The sequence below is a fragment of the Paenibacillus sp. FSL R5-0517 genome, from assembly GCF_037974355.1.
Lineage (GTDB): Bacteria > Bacillota > Bacilli > Paenibacillales > Paenibacillaceae > Paenibacillus.
On the sequence record NZ_CP150235.1, the window covers coordinates 3434901 to 3452042 of the forward strand.

At 44.3% G+C, this 17142-nt stretch carries 9 protein-coding genes; all 9 read left to right on the top strand.

Annotated features, from left to right (window positions below):
* The first annotated feature begins 9 nt into the window (after window positions 1–9).
* Window positions 10–765, top strand: coding sequence for a class I SAM-dependent methyltransferase (locus tag MKX40_RS15265; protein ID WP_339242837.1), 756 nt, complete (start codon window positions 10–12; stop codon window positions 763–765).
* A gap of 242 nt (window positions 766–1007) precedes the next feature.
* A complete protein-coding gene (locus MKX40_RS15270) occupies window positions 1008–1955 on the top strand; it encodes an ABC transporter permease subunit (RefSeq protein WP_339242838.1) in 948 nt (315 codons plus the stop codon).
* Between the two features lie 13 nt (window positions 1956–1968).
* Window positions 1969–2838 carry a carbohydrate ABC transporter permease gene (locus MKX40_RS15275; protein ID WP_091018884.1) on the top strand — a complete coding sequence of 290 codons (870 nt, stop codon included), beginning with the start codon at window positions 1969–1971 and terminating at the stop codon, window positions 2836–2838.
* 65 nt (window positions 2839–2903) lie between these two features.
* Window positions 2904–4490, top strand: a complete 1587-nt coding sequence (locus MKX40_RS15280) for an extracellular solute-binding protein (RefSeq protein ID WP_339242840.1) — start codon at window positions 2904–2906, stop codon at window positions 4488–4490.
* Between the two features lie 93 nt (window positions 4491–4583).
* A complete protein-coding gene (locus tag MKX40_RS15285) occupies window positions 4584–6323 on the top strand; it encodes a histidine kinase (RefSeq protein WP_339242842.1) in 1740 nt (579 codons plus the stop codon).
* Window positions 6323–7933 (top strand): response regulator, encoded by a 1611-nt coding sequence (locus MKX40_RS15290; RefSeq protein WP_339242843.1) that lies wholly within the window; start codon window positions 6323–6325, stop codon window positions 7931–7933. Before MKX40_RS15285 ends, MKX40_RS15290 begins: the two co-directional genes overlap by 1 nt.
* A 111-nt stretch (window positions 7934–8044) precedes the next feature.
* Entirely contained in the window at window positions 8045–10261 is a 2217-nt protein-coding gene (locus MKX40_RS15295) for an FAD-dependent oxidoreductase (protein ID WP_339242845.1), read from the top strand.
* Between the two features lie 17 nt (window positions 10262–10278).
* Window positions 10279–11487, top strand: coding sequence for a GDSL-type esterase/lipase family protein (locus tag MKX40_RS15300; protein WP_339242847.1), 1209 nt, complete (start codon window positions 10279–10281; stop codon window positions 11485–11487).
* Between the two features lie 291 nt (window positions 11488–11778).
* Window positions 11779–16851 (top strand): hypothetical protein, encoded by a 5073-nt coding sequence (locus MKX40_RS15305; protein WP_339242849.1) that lies wholly within the window; start codon window positions 11779–11781, stop codon window positions 16849–16851.
* The last annotated feature ends 291 nt before the right edge of the window (window positions 16852–17142 follow it).

Consider the following 17142-nt stretch of genomic DNA (forward strand, 5'->3'; position numbering starts at 1 on the left):
TGACGATCGATGAACAATAGAGAACGATTTACGAGTCGGGTCGATTCGTACTTGAAATACCGCCCGAGCTATCCAAAAGAGGCTATTGACTATATGTACGATGTCGTCGGTTTACGTGCGAACAGTACCATATCAGACATCGGTTCAGGTACTGGGATCATCTCAAAACTACTTCTGGAACGCGGAAGCTATGTAATAGCGGTCGAGCCAAATCAGGCTATGCGGGAAGCCGCCGAGCAAACGTTAAAAAGTAGTCCGCAATTCGTGAGTATAGCAGGTTCTGCAGAATCTACGGGATTACCTGATCAGTCGGTTGATTTTATTGTCTGTGCTCAGGCATTCCACTGGTTCGATCAATCCGCAGCCCAAATCGAGTTTCGCAGAATTCTACGGCCTGGCGGGAGAGTAATACTCATCTGGAATTCACGTCTTACACACGGTACTCCGTTTCGTGAAGAATACAATCAACTGCTCCATACATATGGAACCGACTACCAAAAAGTTAATCATAAAAATATTTCTCAGGCGATATTGCTCTCTTTTTTCAAGGAAGGTTCAATGCATGAAATGCGATTCAGAATGAGTCAGGAGTTCGATTTCGAAGGATTGAAAGGCAGGTTGCTATCATCTTCCTATAGCCCTGCACCAGGGCATGCAAATTACGATCCTATGATATCAGCACTGCGAAATTTATTTGATAAAAATAATCAAGAGGGTACTGTTGCATTCGACTATGAAACTGAAATGTTTTGGGGAGAAGTATAGATCCCCTAATGAAACCCAGTCATATCAATAAGGAATAAGAATATAACGCCATTTGAAAGTCGCTATTTTAGCGGCTTTTTTTATTTTATTAGAACAAGTTCTTGTCCAGCTTGCTTGGATTCAGTTGTTGAAACGAACCCTGGCACACTCCTTAAAATCTTATAAGAAATTCTTGAAATTTCAGAAATTTATCCGATAAACGGGTGCTATTATACAAATACAAACAAAGACGAGGTGATGAAATGCAAGCAAAATTGGCAGCGGACGCCGTTCCCATCTCCCCAAAGCGAAAGTCATGGATCAGGACAATACAAAAGCACAAAGTGATGTATGCTCTCTTATTACCAGCCTTAATTTACTTTGCCGTATTCAAATACATTCCCATGGCGGGAATCATGATTGCTTTTAAAAACTATAACCTCGCTCTGGGACTATGGGATAGCCCATGGGTGGGATTCAAAAATTTTACGGATTTTATGAACGGCGTTTATTTCTGGGACATCATGAAAAATACGATCATCATATCGCTGTATAAGCTATTGTTCGGATTCTCCGCGCCCATCGTACTTGCTTTACTCCTCAATGAAGTGTATAGCCAATGGTTTAAGAAAATCGTACAGACCATCACTTATTTGCCTCATTTTCTGTCATGGGTCATTGTTTATGGAATTATGGTGGCATTACTAGCCCCAGGTGATGGTCTCTTTAACATGATTATGAAGGATTTTGGTTTTGAACCCATCTCGTTTCTAACGGAACCTGCCTGGGGCAGATTGCTGATCATCTTATCTGAAGTATGGAAGGATATTGGATGGGGGGCAATATTGTACCTTGCCGCCTTGGCAGGAATAGATCCAAGCTTATATGAAGCGGCTCGAATGGATGGCGCTTCCAAATGGAGACAACTATGGCATATCACGTTACCTGGTATTCGAGGAGTCATTATTCTGATGCTGATTCTAAAATTAAGCCATATCCTGGATGCGGGTTTTGACCAAATATTCATGTTTGCCAACACGTTTAACCAGGAGAAGATCGACATTATCGACACATGGGTATACCGTGAAGGGTTGGAGCGTCTCAAGATTGGCTTGGCTACTGCTGTAGGGTTGTTTAAAGCTGTCATCGGATTTGCTTTGGTGTTGGCAGCGAATAAGCTCGCCAAAAAATTCGATGGGCAAATTTGGTGAGGTGGTCTTTAGAATGATCCATATGACAATCGGTGAAAAAGTCTGGCAAACCGTCGTTTATGTAATGCTTATTTTGTTATCCCTACTTTGTGTGCTGCCCTTCCTCTATGTGGTTGCTGTCTCCGTAACGCCAGAATCGGAAGTATTAAGAAGAGGGATTGTGATTATACCCGAATCCTTTACCTTTTTGGCCTATAAAGAAGTATTCGTTTCTCACGGGATCTGGCAGGCGTATAAAATTACGTTGTTTCGAACGATTGTAGGCACTGCGTTAAATGTATTTTTTACAGTAATCGCGGCATATCCGTTATCCAAAAAATATTTGCCCGGAAGAAGTCCGTTTTTACTCTTCATTGTATTTACCATGATGTTCAGCGGGGGGTTAATTCCGACCTATCTACTAATTCGTTCTCTCGGATTGTTAAATAGTCCGTGGGTATTGATTATTCCCAATCTCATTAGTGCATTTAATCTGGTGATCATTAAAGGATTTTTTGAGCAACTACCTGGTGAAATCGAGGAATCCGCGAGGGTAGACGGTGCCAGTGAGCTTCAGACGTTATGGCGGATCATTTTACCTCTGTCGTTACCCGTGCTTTCAACCATTTCCTTGTTTTACGCAGTCGGGCATTGGAACAGTTATTTCGATGCCATTGTATATATCAATGATTCCAACTACATGCCACTTCAAGTGATTTTGCGCAATATCCTGCTTAACGTCGCAACGCAAAGCGCTGATTCGCTCGCCAATTCCGGAGCTGTCAGTACGTTCGCTGTGCAAATGGCTACAGTTGTTGTGACTACGGTCCCGATTTTGATCGTTTATCCATTTTTGCAAAAGCATTTTACCAAAGGTGTGCTCCTGGGATCCGTTAAAGGTTAAAAGGTGTTCCAACCTAACTTATTACGGGCAAACCGTGATAATATACAAACAAAGGAGAGGTCAATATGCAGCGTAAAAAGATTTCATTTGCTATTATGTCGGCAATCTTAGGACTTGGAACGCTATTGTCGGGTTGTGGGGGAAATGAAGAAGTTACATCGACAACCTCGAGTAATGTGCAAGACCAGTCTGGCCAGTTTGCAACCAAAATGAAGATCTCCATGTTTAACCAAGGTACGTTCAATGCTGCTGCTCCAGTACCTCCACGGGATGAAGATATTCAACGCCAAATGTTGGAAGAAGAGATGAACATCGACTTGGATATGATGATTCCTCAAGCGGGTCAAGCAACAACCAAACTGAACACGCTCATTGCAGGCGGGGATATTCCAGACTTGATCTTCTTGAAGAGTCGTGCTGATCTTGCACAATATTACGACCAAGGCGTGCTTGCGGATTTGACCCCTTATCTGGATCAGTTTCCTGAATTACAGAAACGGTTTGGCAATGACTCCTGGGAGGCGATGTCCTATCAAGGGAAAACGATCGGAGTTCCAGGCTATGATAATGTAAACGGTATCAGTCGTAGCTACTTCATCCGTAACGATTGGCTGAAAAAGTTGAATATGGATGTGCCAACGACACCTGACGAGTTGTTCGAAGTTATGAAAGCCTTTACAGAGAAAGATCCGGACGGGAATGGCAAAAACGATACGTACGGATTCATCGGCGGTATGAATAAAGAAGGCAATCTGCAAACCTACGGCTTTGATAGCCTGATGTGGATGTTTGGCGTTAATCCTCCTTCGGCCGTTGAGATAAAAGATAATGAACCGGTATTCCTGTTTATCGATCCCAAAATGAAAGAGGCACTTGCCTACATTAACAAAATGATGGCAGCCAAAGTCGTAGATCCGGATTGGGTGACGATGAATTCACCTGATCTGTTGGATCAAAAGATGTTTAAGGGTAAAGTTGGCTTCATGATCAGAGATGCCCGCAGGCTGGAACCGGATTATCAACAGAAAATGAAAGAAATTAGTGGAGAGGTGCCGGAATGGATCGTTATTCCTCCGATGAAAGGTCCTTACGGCGATCAGATTGTAGAGAGAAAATCGTTCCAGGGCAATTCATGGGCCATATCTGCAAAAGCGGACGAGGACAAAATCATTCGCATCTTGTCCATGCTGAATTATCTCTTTACGGATGAAGAAGCCTATCCGAATTTTGCATACGGAATCAAAGGGATTCATTGGGATGTGGTGGATGGCAAAATCAAAAATAAAACCTCCGAGTTATCGAAGGAAATGAAAGAGAAGTACCTGTGGGTCGATCATTATAGAATGCCGCGGCGCGGTGATGATGCGGAGTACTTCAGCTTCCAGAATCCGAAGACAGCGGAAGCCTTCAAGAACAATCAGCAATATGTGGGGCCAACGTTACCCGGTAATTTATTGACCCCAGACCCGAGCGACACCTTGGATGCTGACCGCCAACGGTTCATTAATGAAAGCTTGGTCAAATTTATGACGGGCAAAGAACCTCTTTCCAACTGGGACAATTTCCTCCAAACGTTGGATACCAAGTTTGATATGCAGAAATATAAGGAAACAGCCATCCAGCAATTTAAAGACGCCGGCCTCATCAAGTAAAAATAAACAAAGAGAGAGTGGCTATTCGTAGCCCCTCTCTTTATTCGCATATGCTATTCTTAGTACAAAACGGAACTAAAAGGAAGATGATCGATGCGAAGAAGAATCAGCTTGCCTTTAAAATTGTTTTTTATCGTGTTCGCGTTTGTATTGGGCTGCATCATCTTGATAAGCCAATTATCTTATCGCTATGTCCAAAAAGAAATACGAACCAATGATATTTATTACACCAATCAAATATTAGACAAGGTGGACCAGTATTTCACCGTTAACTTTTCCTCCTTCCAAACGATCCTCTTCTCGGTTGAAACTTCGGTGAAAGCCAATATTAACCATACCGAAGTGATTAAAGAGCAATTAAGAGAACTGTATGAACTCAACAGTAATTATGTTAGTAATATTTATTTGATCAAAAGCGATTTATCCATTCTGGGCGGAAGTGCACCTACACGAATATTCGATGAACCTTTATCGGAAAGAGAATCTTTATATGATGCGGCTGACAAAAATAGAAGGACTACCTTTGTTAGTGAACCATACAAATCAAAGTACTCCGGCTGGACTGTTACGATGGTTCGTTATCTGAACGGTGCTCCGTTTCCTATGGCCATTGCGGTTGATCTGGATCTAAATGCCATTGAAGAAACCTTGTTCAAGATTAATAAACAGGAACAAATGAATCTGGCTCTGATCACCGCCTCAGGTAAGATCATTGCCGGATTTTCTGAAAATAAAGGACCCCTGAGTATTCAAGATCATACGTTTTCGATCGGGGAGACGTCAGCGGAAGAAATTTTGGATACGTCAGAAACAAATCTTCAACTGCATACGAAGGATGGTATTCCCGTCTCTCTTTTGAAGAAACCAACGGAGAAATTCAACTGGACCATTGTCTCCGTTAATGATGAATCCCGTTTGAAAGCAGCTTTGTCCAGATTGGAAACCTATTATATTGAGCTTCTGGCTGCAGGTCTTCTGTTAAGTTTGTTCATTTCTTTCATGGTTGCCAAATTTATAAGAAAACCACTATATACACTCAAAACAAAAATGAAACAGGTCGAACAAGGCATCCTCACAACGACAGTAACCATTAACCGGAACGATGAGTTTGGAGATCTTTCACGCGCATTTGATCGTATGTTACAGCAAATTGTTGAACTGATTCGCCGAGCCGAGCTTCATAATGAACTTGAGCGGAAGCTGGAAATTCAGGTATTACAGTCTCAAATAAACCCACATTTTCTGTATAACACGCTTGGTTCGATCAGCAATGTGATACGTCTTGGACAAATAGAGAAAGTCGATGTGGTAATCGGGTCGCTCATTTCATTATTGGAGTATGGGATAGACGATGCTTCTGAGAAGGTTTCCCTACGCCAGGAATTACGCAATGTAGCGGACTATATCGAGATCCAGAACATTCGGTATAACCGAAACTTCAATTTGATTGAACATATCGAAGCAGGATTAATGGATTTTCCGGTTTTCCGAATGTTGTTGCAGCCCCTTGTGGAGAATAGTATCTTCCATGGTTATAACGGAGGCGAAATTGAGGGACCTATTACGATTCATGCGTACAGGGAGGAAGACTATGTCATCATCGAAGTTGTTGACCAAGGTGAGGGAATTCCGGCCGACCAATTAAAGCATATTTTAATCTCAGAACCGAGTGAAGAGGAAGTAAAAAGAAAAAGAATCGGGTTGAATAATATTCATAGTCGAATAAGACTTCACTACGGAGATCAATTCGGACTGGATATCATTAGCATACCTAAGGAAATAACCCGCATACGCGCATTATTCCCGGCAGAATTGCAAAAAGGAGATGCATAATGGGGAAAGAGTATACCTGCTTCATTGTTGACGATGAAGACCTGATCATTCAACGATTGGAATTGTTTTTTAGTGAGCTATCTCATAGGGATAAGCGATTTGTTCTAGTGGGAAAAGCAAATAATGGGCTGAATGGGATCGAGGAGATCATCAAACTTAAGCCGGATATCGTTATATCCGATATCGTTATGCCGCGAATGGACGGCATCTCCATGATTGAGCAGCTCAAGGCGGAACTCCCCCATACCCAGTACATACTTTTGACCGCCTATTCATCCTTTGAATACGCCCAGCGAGCTATTCAAGCCAACGTATTGGAGTACATTGTAAAGGTTCCGCTAAGGGAAGCCGATCTGAATCGAGCATTGGATAAGGCAGCTGGAATTCTAAATGAGTTTGAGAAAAAAGAAGCGGAATTTCACTCGTTAAACGTATCCGTACTTGAAAATAAATATAGAGTCCGTAAGCAATTTTTTAACGAACTGATCCGAGGTGAAATTCCTTCTCATCGGGCATCGGATTTTGCCAATCGTATGCAGTTTCATTTCTTTCAAGCCAACTATTGCTGCTTCATCGTTGAGATGAATACGTATGAAAGTTTCCGAAACGAATACGCTGCCGCAGATCAAAACATCTTGAAATATGCGATTACGAATATCATCGAAGAAACGGTGATGAGTGGCGGCAGCGGTGTAGCTGCGGATCTGTCCGATAATCGGTTTATTGGCTTTTTATCCTGGGAAAATAACCGCAGTGATATGGAAACGGAATACGCTTGCCTATCCTTGGGAGGGCAGATCATCTCTCATTTGCATCAATATTTGAATCAAAGGGTATCCGTCGCTTTTGGAGGTCCACACCGAGGATGGGAATCGATCAAACAGGCGTACACGGAAGCTACAAATGTAAGTGAGGATTTCTATTATCATACCGAAAAAGTAGTCAAAACACCGATGCATCGGTTCCAATACCATAATGACAAAAAAGCAGACTTTCAGCAGCAGGTGAATGATTTTCTTATACGGCTGAAACGAAAGATTTCCAAGGAAGAGCTCGACAGTGCACTTGCCGAACTGCTGCAATTTGTTTCGGACCATAAAATCCACAAGTCCGTCATGGCGCCCATGATTAGAGACTTGTACAGAGAAATTACCGTAAAGTTTAAATCAGGGAACAAGCTGGCTATGGAAGCAGCTGAATTCCCCATGGAATATATGACATTTCAAGAGCAGCTCGCCTATATTGGCGACTTCACATTTGAATACGTGCATGCAGGCCAACGATTACATCGTGCAGAAATCATGAATGCTATTCATTTTATAGAGAAAAACCTGAAACAGCGTTTAACGCTGGAGGCCATTGCGGAGGAAGTGAATTTAGCGCCATCGTATTTTAGCAGCTTATTCAAAAAAACAATGAACGAAGGTGTGATTAGCTACATCAACCGTAAAAAAATCAATCTCGCTCTCGAGTTGTTACATGTGAAGGATTATTCTTTATTGGAATTGTGCGAGGAAGTAGGCATTGTCAATGAAGGTTACTTTTGCAAACTTTTCAAAGAATATACCGGTGACACACCTAAGCAATATCGGATAAAAATGACACGGTAGAAATCCTAATAAGGATGCAAAAAATGTATGATTTTTTCGTGAAATTATGTAAAAAAAAAGGGGCCAAAACCATTACCATGATAGGAGCATCTAATCATGGAGGTTATCAAAATGGAGTCTATAAAAGCTGATGTAACCGTCGTAGGTGGAGGTATTGCAGGGATATGCGCTGCCATTGCAGCTGCACGCCAAGGTCTGCAGGTTTCACTTATTAATGATCGGCCGGTTCTAGGGGGAAATGCGAGCAGCGAGGTCAGAGTGCATATCAACGGGTCGGCTTATCTCGGAAATAGTCCATCCTACTATGCACGAGAGGGTGGGTTGATAGAAGAACTGAAGCTGAAGATATTTCATTACAATCCGTTATACAACAAGAAACTTATGCTTTCGCTTTCCGATACAGCCTTACTCGACATGGTTTATGATGAGCCCAACATCTCTCTATTCCTGAACACATGCGTTCATGAAACGGGCATGGAAAACGGCAGAATTCAATGGGTAGACGGACTTCAGTTGGCTTCCGAGAGAAAATTTCGTTTTGAAAGCCCGACCTACATTGATTGCTCCGGGGATGGAATTGTTGGATACCAAGCAGGTGCTCACTTCCGATGGGGAAGAGAGGCGAAACATGAATACAAGGAGGAGCTTGCTCCAGAAGTGGCGGATCATTACACCATGGGCGATACGATTCTATTTCAAGCCCGTGATGTAGACTATGCCGTTCCTTACAAAAGGCCTGGCTTTGCGTATGATATTACGAAGCTGGACTTTTTCGATAGTATCCGAAAAGGGTTAAACCATCGGTCTTTTCCAAGGAAAATCAACGGACTTGGCGGATTGTGGTGGCTGGAATACGGCGGTCATATGGATATTATCAAGCATAATGAAGACATTGCATTGGAACTACGAAAATTGGTGTACGGAATCTGGGATTACATCAAAAACAGCGGCGAGTTCGATGATGTAGACAATCTCATTCTGGATTATGTGTGCCCAATTCCGGGAAAGCGGGAATCGAGACGATTCATAGGGGAACACATGCTGTCTCAAAACGATCTTACAGCAAAACCTCATTTCGAAGATGCGGTATCCGTCGGAGGCTGGTATATGGATCTGCATGCGAATAAAGGCATCTACGATGAAGGGCCAGCTACAGCGTGGAATTTTGTGCCGGGATTGTATAATATCCCGCTTCGCAGCTTATTTTCACGCAACATTCCCAATCTCATGTTCGCTGGCCGCAATATAAGCGCTACCCATGTGGCTTTTGGGTCTACAAGGGTCATGGCAACCTGTGGTTGTATGGGGCAGGCTGTAGGAACGGCTGCTGCGTTATGCGTAAAATATGAGGCAGACCCTGCGGCTCTCGTCAAAGCCCATATGGGTGAGCTTCAGGCACAGCTGCTTCGAGACGGGCAAACGATTGTAGGGCTTCAAGAGCCGTTGGATCGTTATTTCGCAGATGGATTAACGATTCGTGCCTCATCTCAGCGAAGCTATGAACATCTTCATGCAACCGAAGAGATCTCCTTGGACAAAGCGTTATGTTTGGTCTTGCCGATTCAGACATCCGTGGCGGAAAGCGTGCAGATCAAAATTAAAAATAGATCCGAGCAATCGGAAACGTTGCAAGTGAAACTATATGGCGGGGAGCGGAAGGAAAACTATATTCCCACCAGCGAACTGAAAGACTATCACTTGCTTATTTCAGCGGGTTACGATGACTGGATTACGCTGGACCTGGGCTGTGAGAAACCTGATGATTACAAGGTCTACATCGTATTGGAAGGTTCAGAGAGCCTTGCGGTACACACCAATGAAGAGAACATGACTGGAGCGGTGAGTTTCTTTTATAAACCGGAAGAGCCATCCAGGCTGAAGAAGCTTAATAAGAGCATTTGCTTCAAGGGTCTGATACCATCCCAGGATATGTATAATCCCGCGAATGTCGTCAACGGCTTCTCCAGACCTTATGGTCTGCCAAACGGTTGGATTTCGGAACGTACAGAAGGACGGGAATGGTTGGAATTTGGTTTTGCAAGCCCCAAAAATCTGGATGAAATCCATCTTGTCTTCAATTCGGAGCTGAATTTGGAGCATTTTGACGATCCAATCGAGCCACTGATTCAGGATTATGATGTGACCTTAACGTTAGAGGACGGGATCAAGAGTGAAATTAAAGTCCGCGGAAATTATCTTTCGTTGAATAAACATCAGGTGAATGCACAAGGTGTAACCCATATCCGGTTTGATTTCTGTGCAACGTATGGCTCACCTTATTATGAAGTGTTTGCAGTGAAATTTTTTGCTCCTAAAAATGCGAAGTGAGGTTGGGTGAAATTGCGATGAAGGAATTTTTCCCTCGAAGAGGGCTACCTAATGTCATTCAGAAGTTGGAAAATGGGGAACCTGTGACCATCGTTTATTTTGGCGGCAGTAATACGCGTTCTGAAGGATACAGAGTCATGACGGCCGATTGGCTGCGAGGGCAATATCCCCATGCCGATATCCGCGCAGTGAACGCAGGCATTGATGGGACAGGATCGGACCTCGGCTGTGCTCGTTTGCAGACCGATGTACTGCGTCATCAGCCTGATCTCGTTTTTGTTGAATTTGTTGGCAATGATGGGGGAGTCCCCGAATCCAAGGCGCGAATCGAAGGTATTGTCCGACAGATCCGCAAGCACAGCCTATTCACCGATATACTGTTCGTATATACGATTAAGGAGCGGGATTTGAACTTATTTCAATCCGGAGAGTACCAGAAGGGTGCACTTATGCAAGAGGAAGTTGCCGACTATTACGGCATTCCTTCGATTCATCTGGGCGTGGCGGTCAGTCAATTGGTTTCAGGTGGAAAGCTCATTTTCACCTCAAGTGCAGATGTATCCATTCCCGGTGCCGTTATTTTTACACATGATTCGATCCATCCAACGATTCCCGAAGGACATCAGATTTACACGGACACCATCACCCGGTCATTTGAGAAAATGAGCGAACTTCGAGATCATGTGGGAAATGTGGAACATCATTTGCCGCAAGACACTCTGGTTCCGGCCAATCCTTGGGAGTATGCAACCATGCTGCCACTGGATCGTCTTACTCATTTTTCCGCAGGATGGTCTTACATGACTCCCGATGATTTTGCCTTAGTGCGCGAGTATGATTGGTTGTTCCCCGGTCTGTGGCGAGCAGTTGATCCCGGTGAGACGATCATAGTGGAATTTGAGGGAACCCACATCGGCTTATTTGATATCGGGGGGCCGGATTCTGGCAGATTGAAGGTGTCGGTGGATGGAGAGGAACCAATTGTTCTCGATCGGTTCACACCCTATAACGATCATAATCGAAATCAATATGTTTTCTTACCAGAACTACCCAATGGGAAACATACCGTTCGCTTCGAGATCGATCACGAGAAGACAGACAAAGCGGCCGTATTTGAAGCAAGTGGCAATGTAAGAAGTATCGCACATGTTCAGCAGCATCCGGATTGGTATGATCAAACGGTCATTCAGCTTGGAAAGTTGTTATTGGTGCAGCCGCCATTATAATGGATTGTTTCACTTGGAAGACTAGGGACATTAGGGACATTTGGAACATGTGATAAACCTGCATTCTATCTGACTGCAATAAGCGCTCAGTTAGATGTAGGTTTTTTACTTAAAATCGTATAAGAAATTCTTAAAATGAAAGAAATTTCAAAGTGTTGAGACTGCTAAGATAAAAACGACAGAGCGGGAATAGGCAGAAGGATAAGGTTAATAGCTTTTTTACAATCATTTGAGTAAAAGGCAATCTATTATTGAAAGCGTTACCATTTTTGAGGAGAGGCTGTGAATTGTATGGTCAAAAGGAAGCTGTTTTTCTTCATCGTTTTCATGTTGACGATCGTAGTTCCTTTCAGCCTGATTGGAATAAGGACCGCTTATGCGGAGACCTTACCTTATCAGACCATTATCATCGATGACGGGAGTATTAAGATCAATGATGTTCTAACACCTGATGCGGGTAACGAGAACAATGGATATTCGGCTCCAAATTGGACCACAAGCACAGGGGTGAAGGGGTATGATCTTTCCAGCACCAAATATACGAGTACAGCAGGCAGAACGATCACATGGAATCCACGCTTGGAAGCAGGAACAGCGAAAATTTCGTTCTATAAGCTGGATTGGGCAGATAAAGCAGATAGCAATGTGAAAATTGAGATTGTTCATAATGGGACAACAGATGTAGTCTTTATGGATCTAAGACCCTCATCTGGCGCGCCGGCGGGTTGGGTTGATTTGGGAGAGTACTATTTTTCCGGGGTTGGGGAAGAATTCGTTCAATTGACCCGGTCTACCGGCACCACGAACACGATCCTTACACGAGCTGATGCGGTCAAGTTCGAAGGAAATATTGAGCAAAAAGAGCCACATAAGACGATCATCATTGATGATGGAAGCCTCACGATTGATGATGTCGTCACTGTTGATGCAGGCAATACCAATAACGGATTCTCCGCTCCGTATTGGACCACAAGCGCGGGAGTGAAGGGATACAATAATTCCAGTTCCAAATATACGGATGCTGTAGGCAGAACGATCACATGGAATCCGCGATTGGAAGCAGGGACGGCGAGAATATCGTTCTATAAGCTGGATTGGGCGGACAAAGCAGATAGTAATGTGAAGATTGAAATTGTTCATAACGGGATTACGGATGTGAAGTTTCTGGATCTAAGACCTTCGTCAGGTCCATCGGTTGGATGGGTTGATTTGGGGGAATATGAGTTTAGTGGTGATGATAGCGAATTTGTCAGGCTGACTCGAACGCAACCTTCGACGGGTACCATTATTACGCGGGCTGATGCAGTCAAATTTGAAGGAAATATCCAGCAGAAAGCCCCGCCGTTGCCCCCGCTGCGGAGCCGCACTTTAGGGAATCTCAGTTACACGGAAAAAGGCAGTATCGAGAATGATAGCTATAAAGCAACTTTCTATGAAGCAGCATGGGATGGGGGCAGCTCTATCGTTCGTGACATGTTTTACAAGAACACAGACACTGGAGACTGGATGCCGATCAATACTGTGGCGGAAAGATTAGAGGAACAATGGGTTGTATTGGACGGGAATGCGGGCAGCCGAACTAATTACTACGATACGATGAATAAGCGCTGGATTACATTTGACGGGATCTCTTTTCCAGACAGCCAAACGGCGGTATTAACCGATTCCTCACACGGCAGTGATTACGATTTACAGGTGAACTGGTCCATGGCAGGAGATAAACCCGATGTTTCCTTTGCCTTTACACCTCGCCGCGACGGCAATTATGTGATTGGATATCAGTCTTTCACAACAGAGACAGTCTCGGGCATCAACGAAGTGTTAAATGGATTCCGGTCACATGCCAAAATGGTAGGTACAGTGGAATCTACAAGCTTGAGAGAGCTGAGCGCTCCGATGAGCCTGGTTGAGAAAAATGATGGTTCGGGGAATCCATTGACGTATGGGATATTTGTACCCTCGGGGGAGCTTCCGGTTGAATTTGAACCGACGGGAGGTGTGACCAAACAACGTTTGGGCATGAGCCTTGTTAACAACGAAGGCAGCGTGCAGCCCATCCTGTATGCGCCTCAATTAGGGACCTATTCGCAAATGACCGCAGAAAGCACCTATCAATTTCATATAGGGTTAATCGCGCAAAAAAGTAATCTGTATGAGTCCTACACGGATATTCTTCGCAATGAGTACGATTATTCGGCATATCGTGAAAATGTATCAAATAAGTCGCTTACTGACGCGATGTTTAATATGATCGATTTGCTCAAGATTGAGCCGCAAGGAGACGACTCTGTTAATTATGTCCCGTCACCCAGCGGGTGGTGGAGCCGTGCCAAGGGTTTTATTGATATTGAAAATGAGGATAGCGTTAGAACAAGCTCGAATGCGGTTCTTCTGGGGGCTTACTATTTGACCGGGGATGACCAACTTTATGATACGAGAGCATTGCCGTCCGTCCAGTATGGCGTATCGCGAAATGGTATCGGTTGGTCGCCGACGCAGAAGAAAGTATACGGTGTACCTTCCTTATGGAAAATGGCTACTCTGCCTTTTGATGTTTCAAGCGTAGCCGCTGTCAATCAGATGATGGGCACTTCGGCAGGAATTGGGGCGCTGGCAGAGGAAGAGTACCTTATGCGTGATCCTGACCAGAAAGACCGCGGGCCTGTCATTCAGCCCCTAATGATGTATCGTATGACGGGAGAGGCACAGTACTTGCAGGCTGCGAAGGATGCAGCCGACAACTATATTACACAACATATCGATACACCTGCATCTATCGATGTGAGTAAAAATGAGTTCATTTATTATTATAGCAAGCTGTGGATGGAAATTTTGGAGCTGTACGAAGAAACGCAGGACCCCAAATACTTGGATGCCGCTTACAAGGAAGCTAAACGGTATGCAACCATGTTTGTTGCTCGTCCAGTTCCTGAAGGGAACGTTACGATTCCTCAACCAGAGACATATAATTACGCGGAGTCATTCCATTGGCCGGAAAGCGGTAAATTTCAATATCCTCGGCTCAAACTTCCTGAAGATATTGCCGGAGGCGTTCAAGCCGAGCGTTGGCTTGTTTCACCAAGCGGATTGACGTTTGAAGCAGGAAGTACAACCGGCTATTATCGGATGAATGCTCAGGAAGCACCGTTCATGCTGCGATTGTCGCTCTATACAGGGGATAAACTGCTACAGGACATTGCTCATAATGCGGTTATTGGTCGGTATTCCAGTTATCCAGGTTATTATTATAAAGGATTCGCCGTTAGCCAACTTGAACCGGACTTCCCTCTGGAAGGCCCCAGTGGGGCTACATCCATCTATTATCACCATATTCCGGGGCAGCTCGGGCAAACGATGGATTATTTGATCAGCGAACAATCCTTGAAATCGAACGGAAGCATTACATTTCCTTCCGTATTTGAAACGAATTTTTTATGGTTCAAATATCACCTCTATGGGAATAAACCAGGTCAATTTTATGGCAATTCCGACGTTTGGCTATGGATGCCGAAGGAGATCATTAAGACCAATCATCCTCAATTGAACTGGATCACAGGTGAGAGTGGAGATAAATTCTACATTGGGCTAAGCAACGCATCGTCGGAAGAAATTCAGACTCCGATCGAATTGAATGAACAGATCATTGGGTTCAACCCGGCACAAAGTTATACTGTAACGATCATCCGCGACAATGGTACACCTGAGCAAACCGTTATGAGTGGCGGAATCATTCAAGCCACCGTTTCAGGCAAGGGCATCACGGCTATCATTGTAGAGGGACTTGACATTGATGTACCGCTGCATCAGGTCAGAACAGCTGAACCATCGGATGCAAGCTATTTCTTTGATACTCACAGTCCAATTGATGCGGTTAAAGGTATGCTGATCGTAAAGCCTGACGAAACGGTCTATGATGCTTATGTGCAGGCCAAAACGACAAAACCGGCAACCATTCATTATTCGTTGGATGGCGGCGCTACGTATACGACCGTCCCGGATACGATCTACCCGATGGAATGGTCGATACGGGTGAATGATTTATCCCAAACCTTCACGTACTACGTGGAATCGGAGGGGAAACAGACCCGCAAGCGCACACTCTATCTGCCGGATCGGGTAACGGAAACGCCAGTCCAGCCCGATGATGGGCAGGATCATTCATCGATCATTGTGGATAATACGGAGGCGGAGACAGAAGGCGTCTGGATAAGGGATACGACAGCTAACGACTATTACTATGATAACTATGTGTATGCCAAATCTACGACTGGTACAGCGACAAGCAAAATGAGATGGCGGCCTGAGCTTCCGGAAAGTGTTACTTACAGTGTGTATTACAAGATTCCGCAAATCACTGCAACGAGTGAAAATTGGGCAACTAATGCCTCGTTTACCGTTTATCATAGTGAAGGCTCCGATATGGTTACTGTTGATGAGACAATGACGAACGGTACTTGGGTGCACCTGGGGGATTATCCGTTTGCTGCAGGTGATAGCGGGTACGTAGAACTAACGAACAAGGCCAACAAATCCAGAGTCGTAGCCGATGCAATGATGTGGGTGGACCCAAACAAGATACCGCAATTGGAGTCTGCCATAGTTCAGTCTGATCGGAACGAGCTGCAGATGACTCAAACCGCACAACTAAGCGTAACCGGTTATTTGGATAACGGTTTGATCAGTGATCTGACACAGGCTGATGTTCAGTATTTCGTTGATCGTACGGATCTGGCTGAAGTGAACAGCAGTGGGTTGTTGACTCTTCTCAATCTCGATGGGGACACGGATCACATTGAGGTATGGGCCACGGTAACGATTGACGGAGTGACCTTAACCACACCGCATTTGAACATCACGATTAAGGACCTAACGATTATCGTCGACAGTACAGATACAACAGGGTTATACACAACAGAAGGGTCTTGGAGCCAAAGTAATTTAGCCGGATACAAAATTGGGGTTAAATCCCGCTACTCAACCGTTCAAGGATCATCCGCAACGTGGAAAGGCCAGTTTCCAGAAGGGAAATATACCGTTTCCATCTACAAGCTCGTCCATACAACGGGAAATGATAATAATGTCAAAGTGGAAGTGAAGCATAAGACGGGTACCGAGGTCACCTATATCGATGCAACGGTCGGCTCGTCGGGTTGGCTTAATCTGGGCACGTTTGACTTCGCGGGAGACGGCAGCGAGTATGTTCGTTTAACCAGGGTTACATCTACAACGGTAGACCCGCCAACGCTTCCTGCGGATATGATCTATACGAGGGTTGACGCAGTTATGTTCGAACGGCATTCCGATGATTCACAGTTGCTTGCAAATGAGGCGCCAGATGAACCGACACTTTCCGAACAAGAGTAGTGAATTATGAATGGAAATGAAACAACGGCAAGTGATGTTATACAAATTATTGTAAAATAACGCTAAGAGCCGAGTGGATCAATACGATCCATTTGGCTCTTTTGGTTTAGGAGCAAGAAGGTGTGGTCACAGGTAAGGAAGCCAGTAGGCCAACTTCCTCGTACCCATCAAACACTTAAGTTTGCCAAATCCAACTTTTTTGGATTCTCTTAAAAGAATTGCCGCTTACAGATTATGTTTCGTAACACTCAAAACGTTTCTCTAGACCCACACAATTCAGCAATGATACCA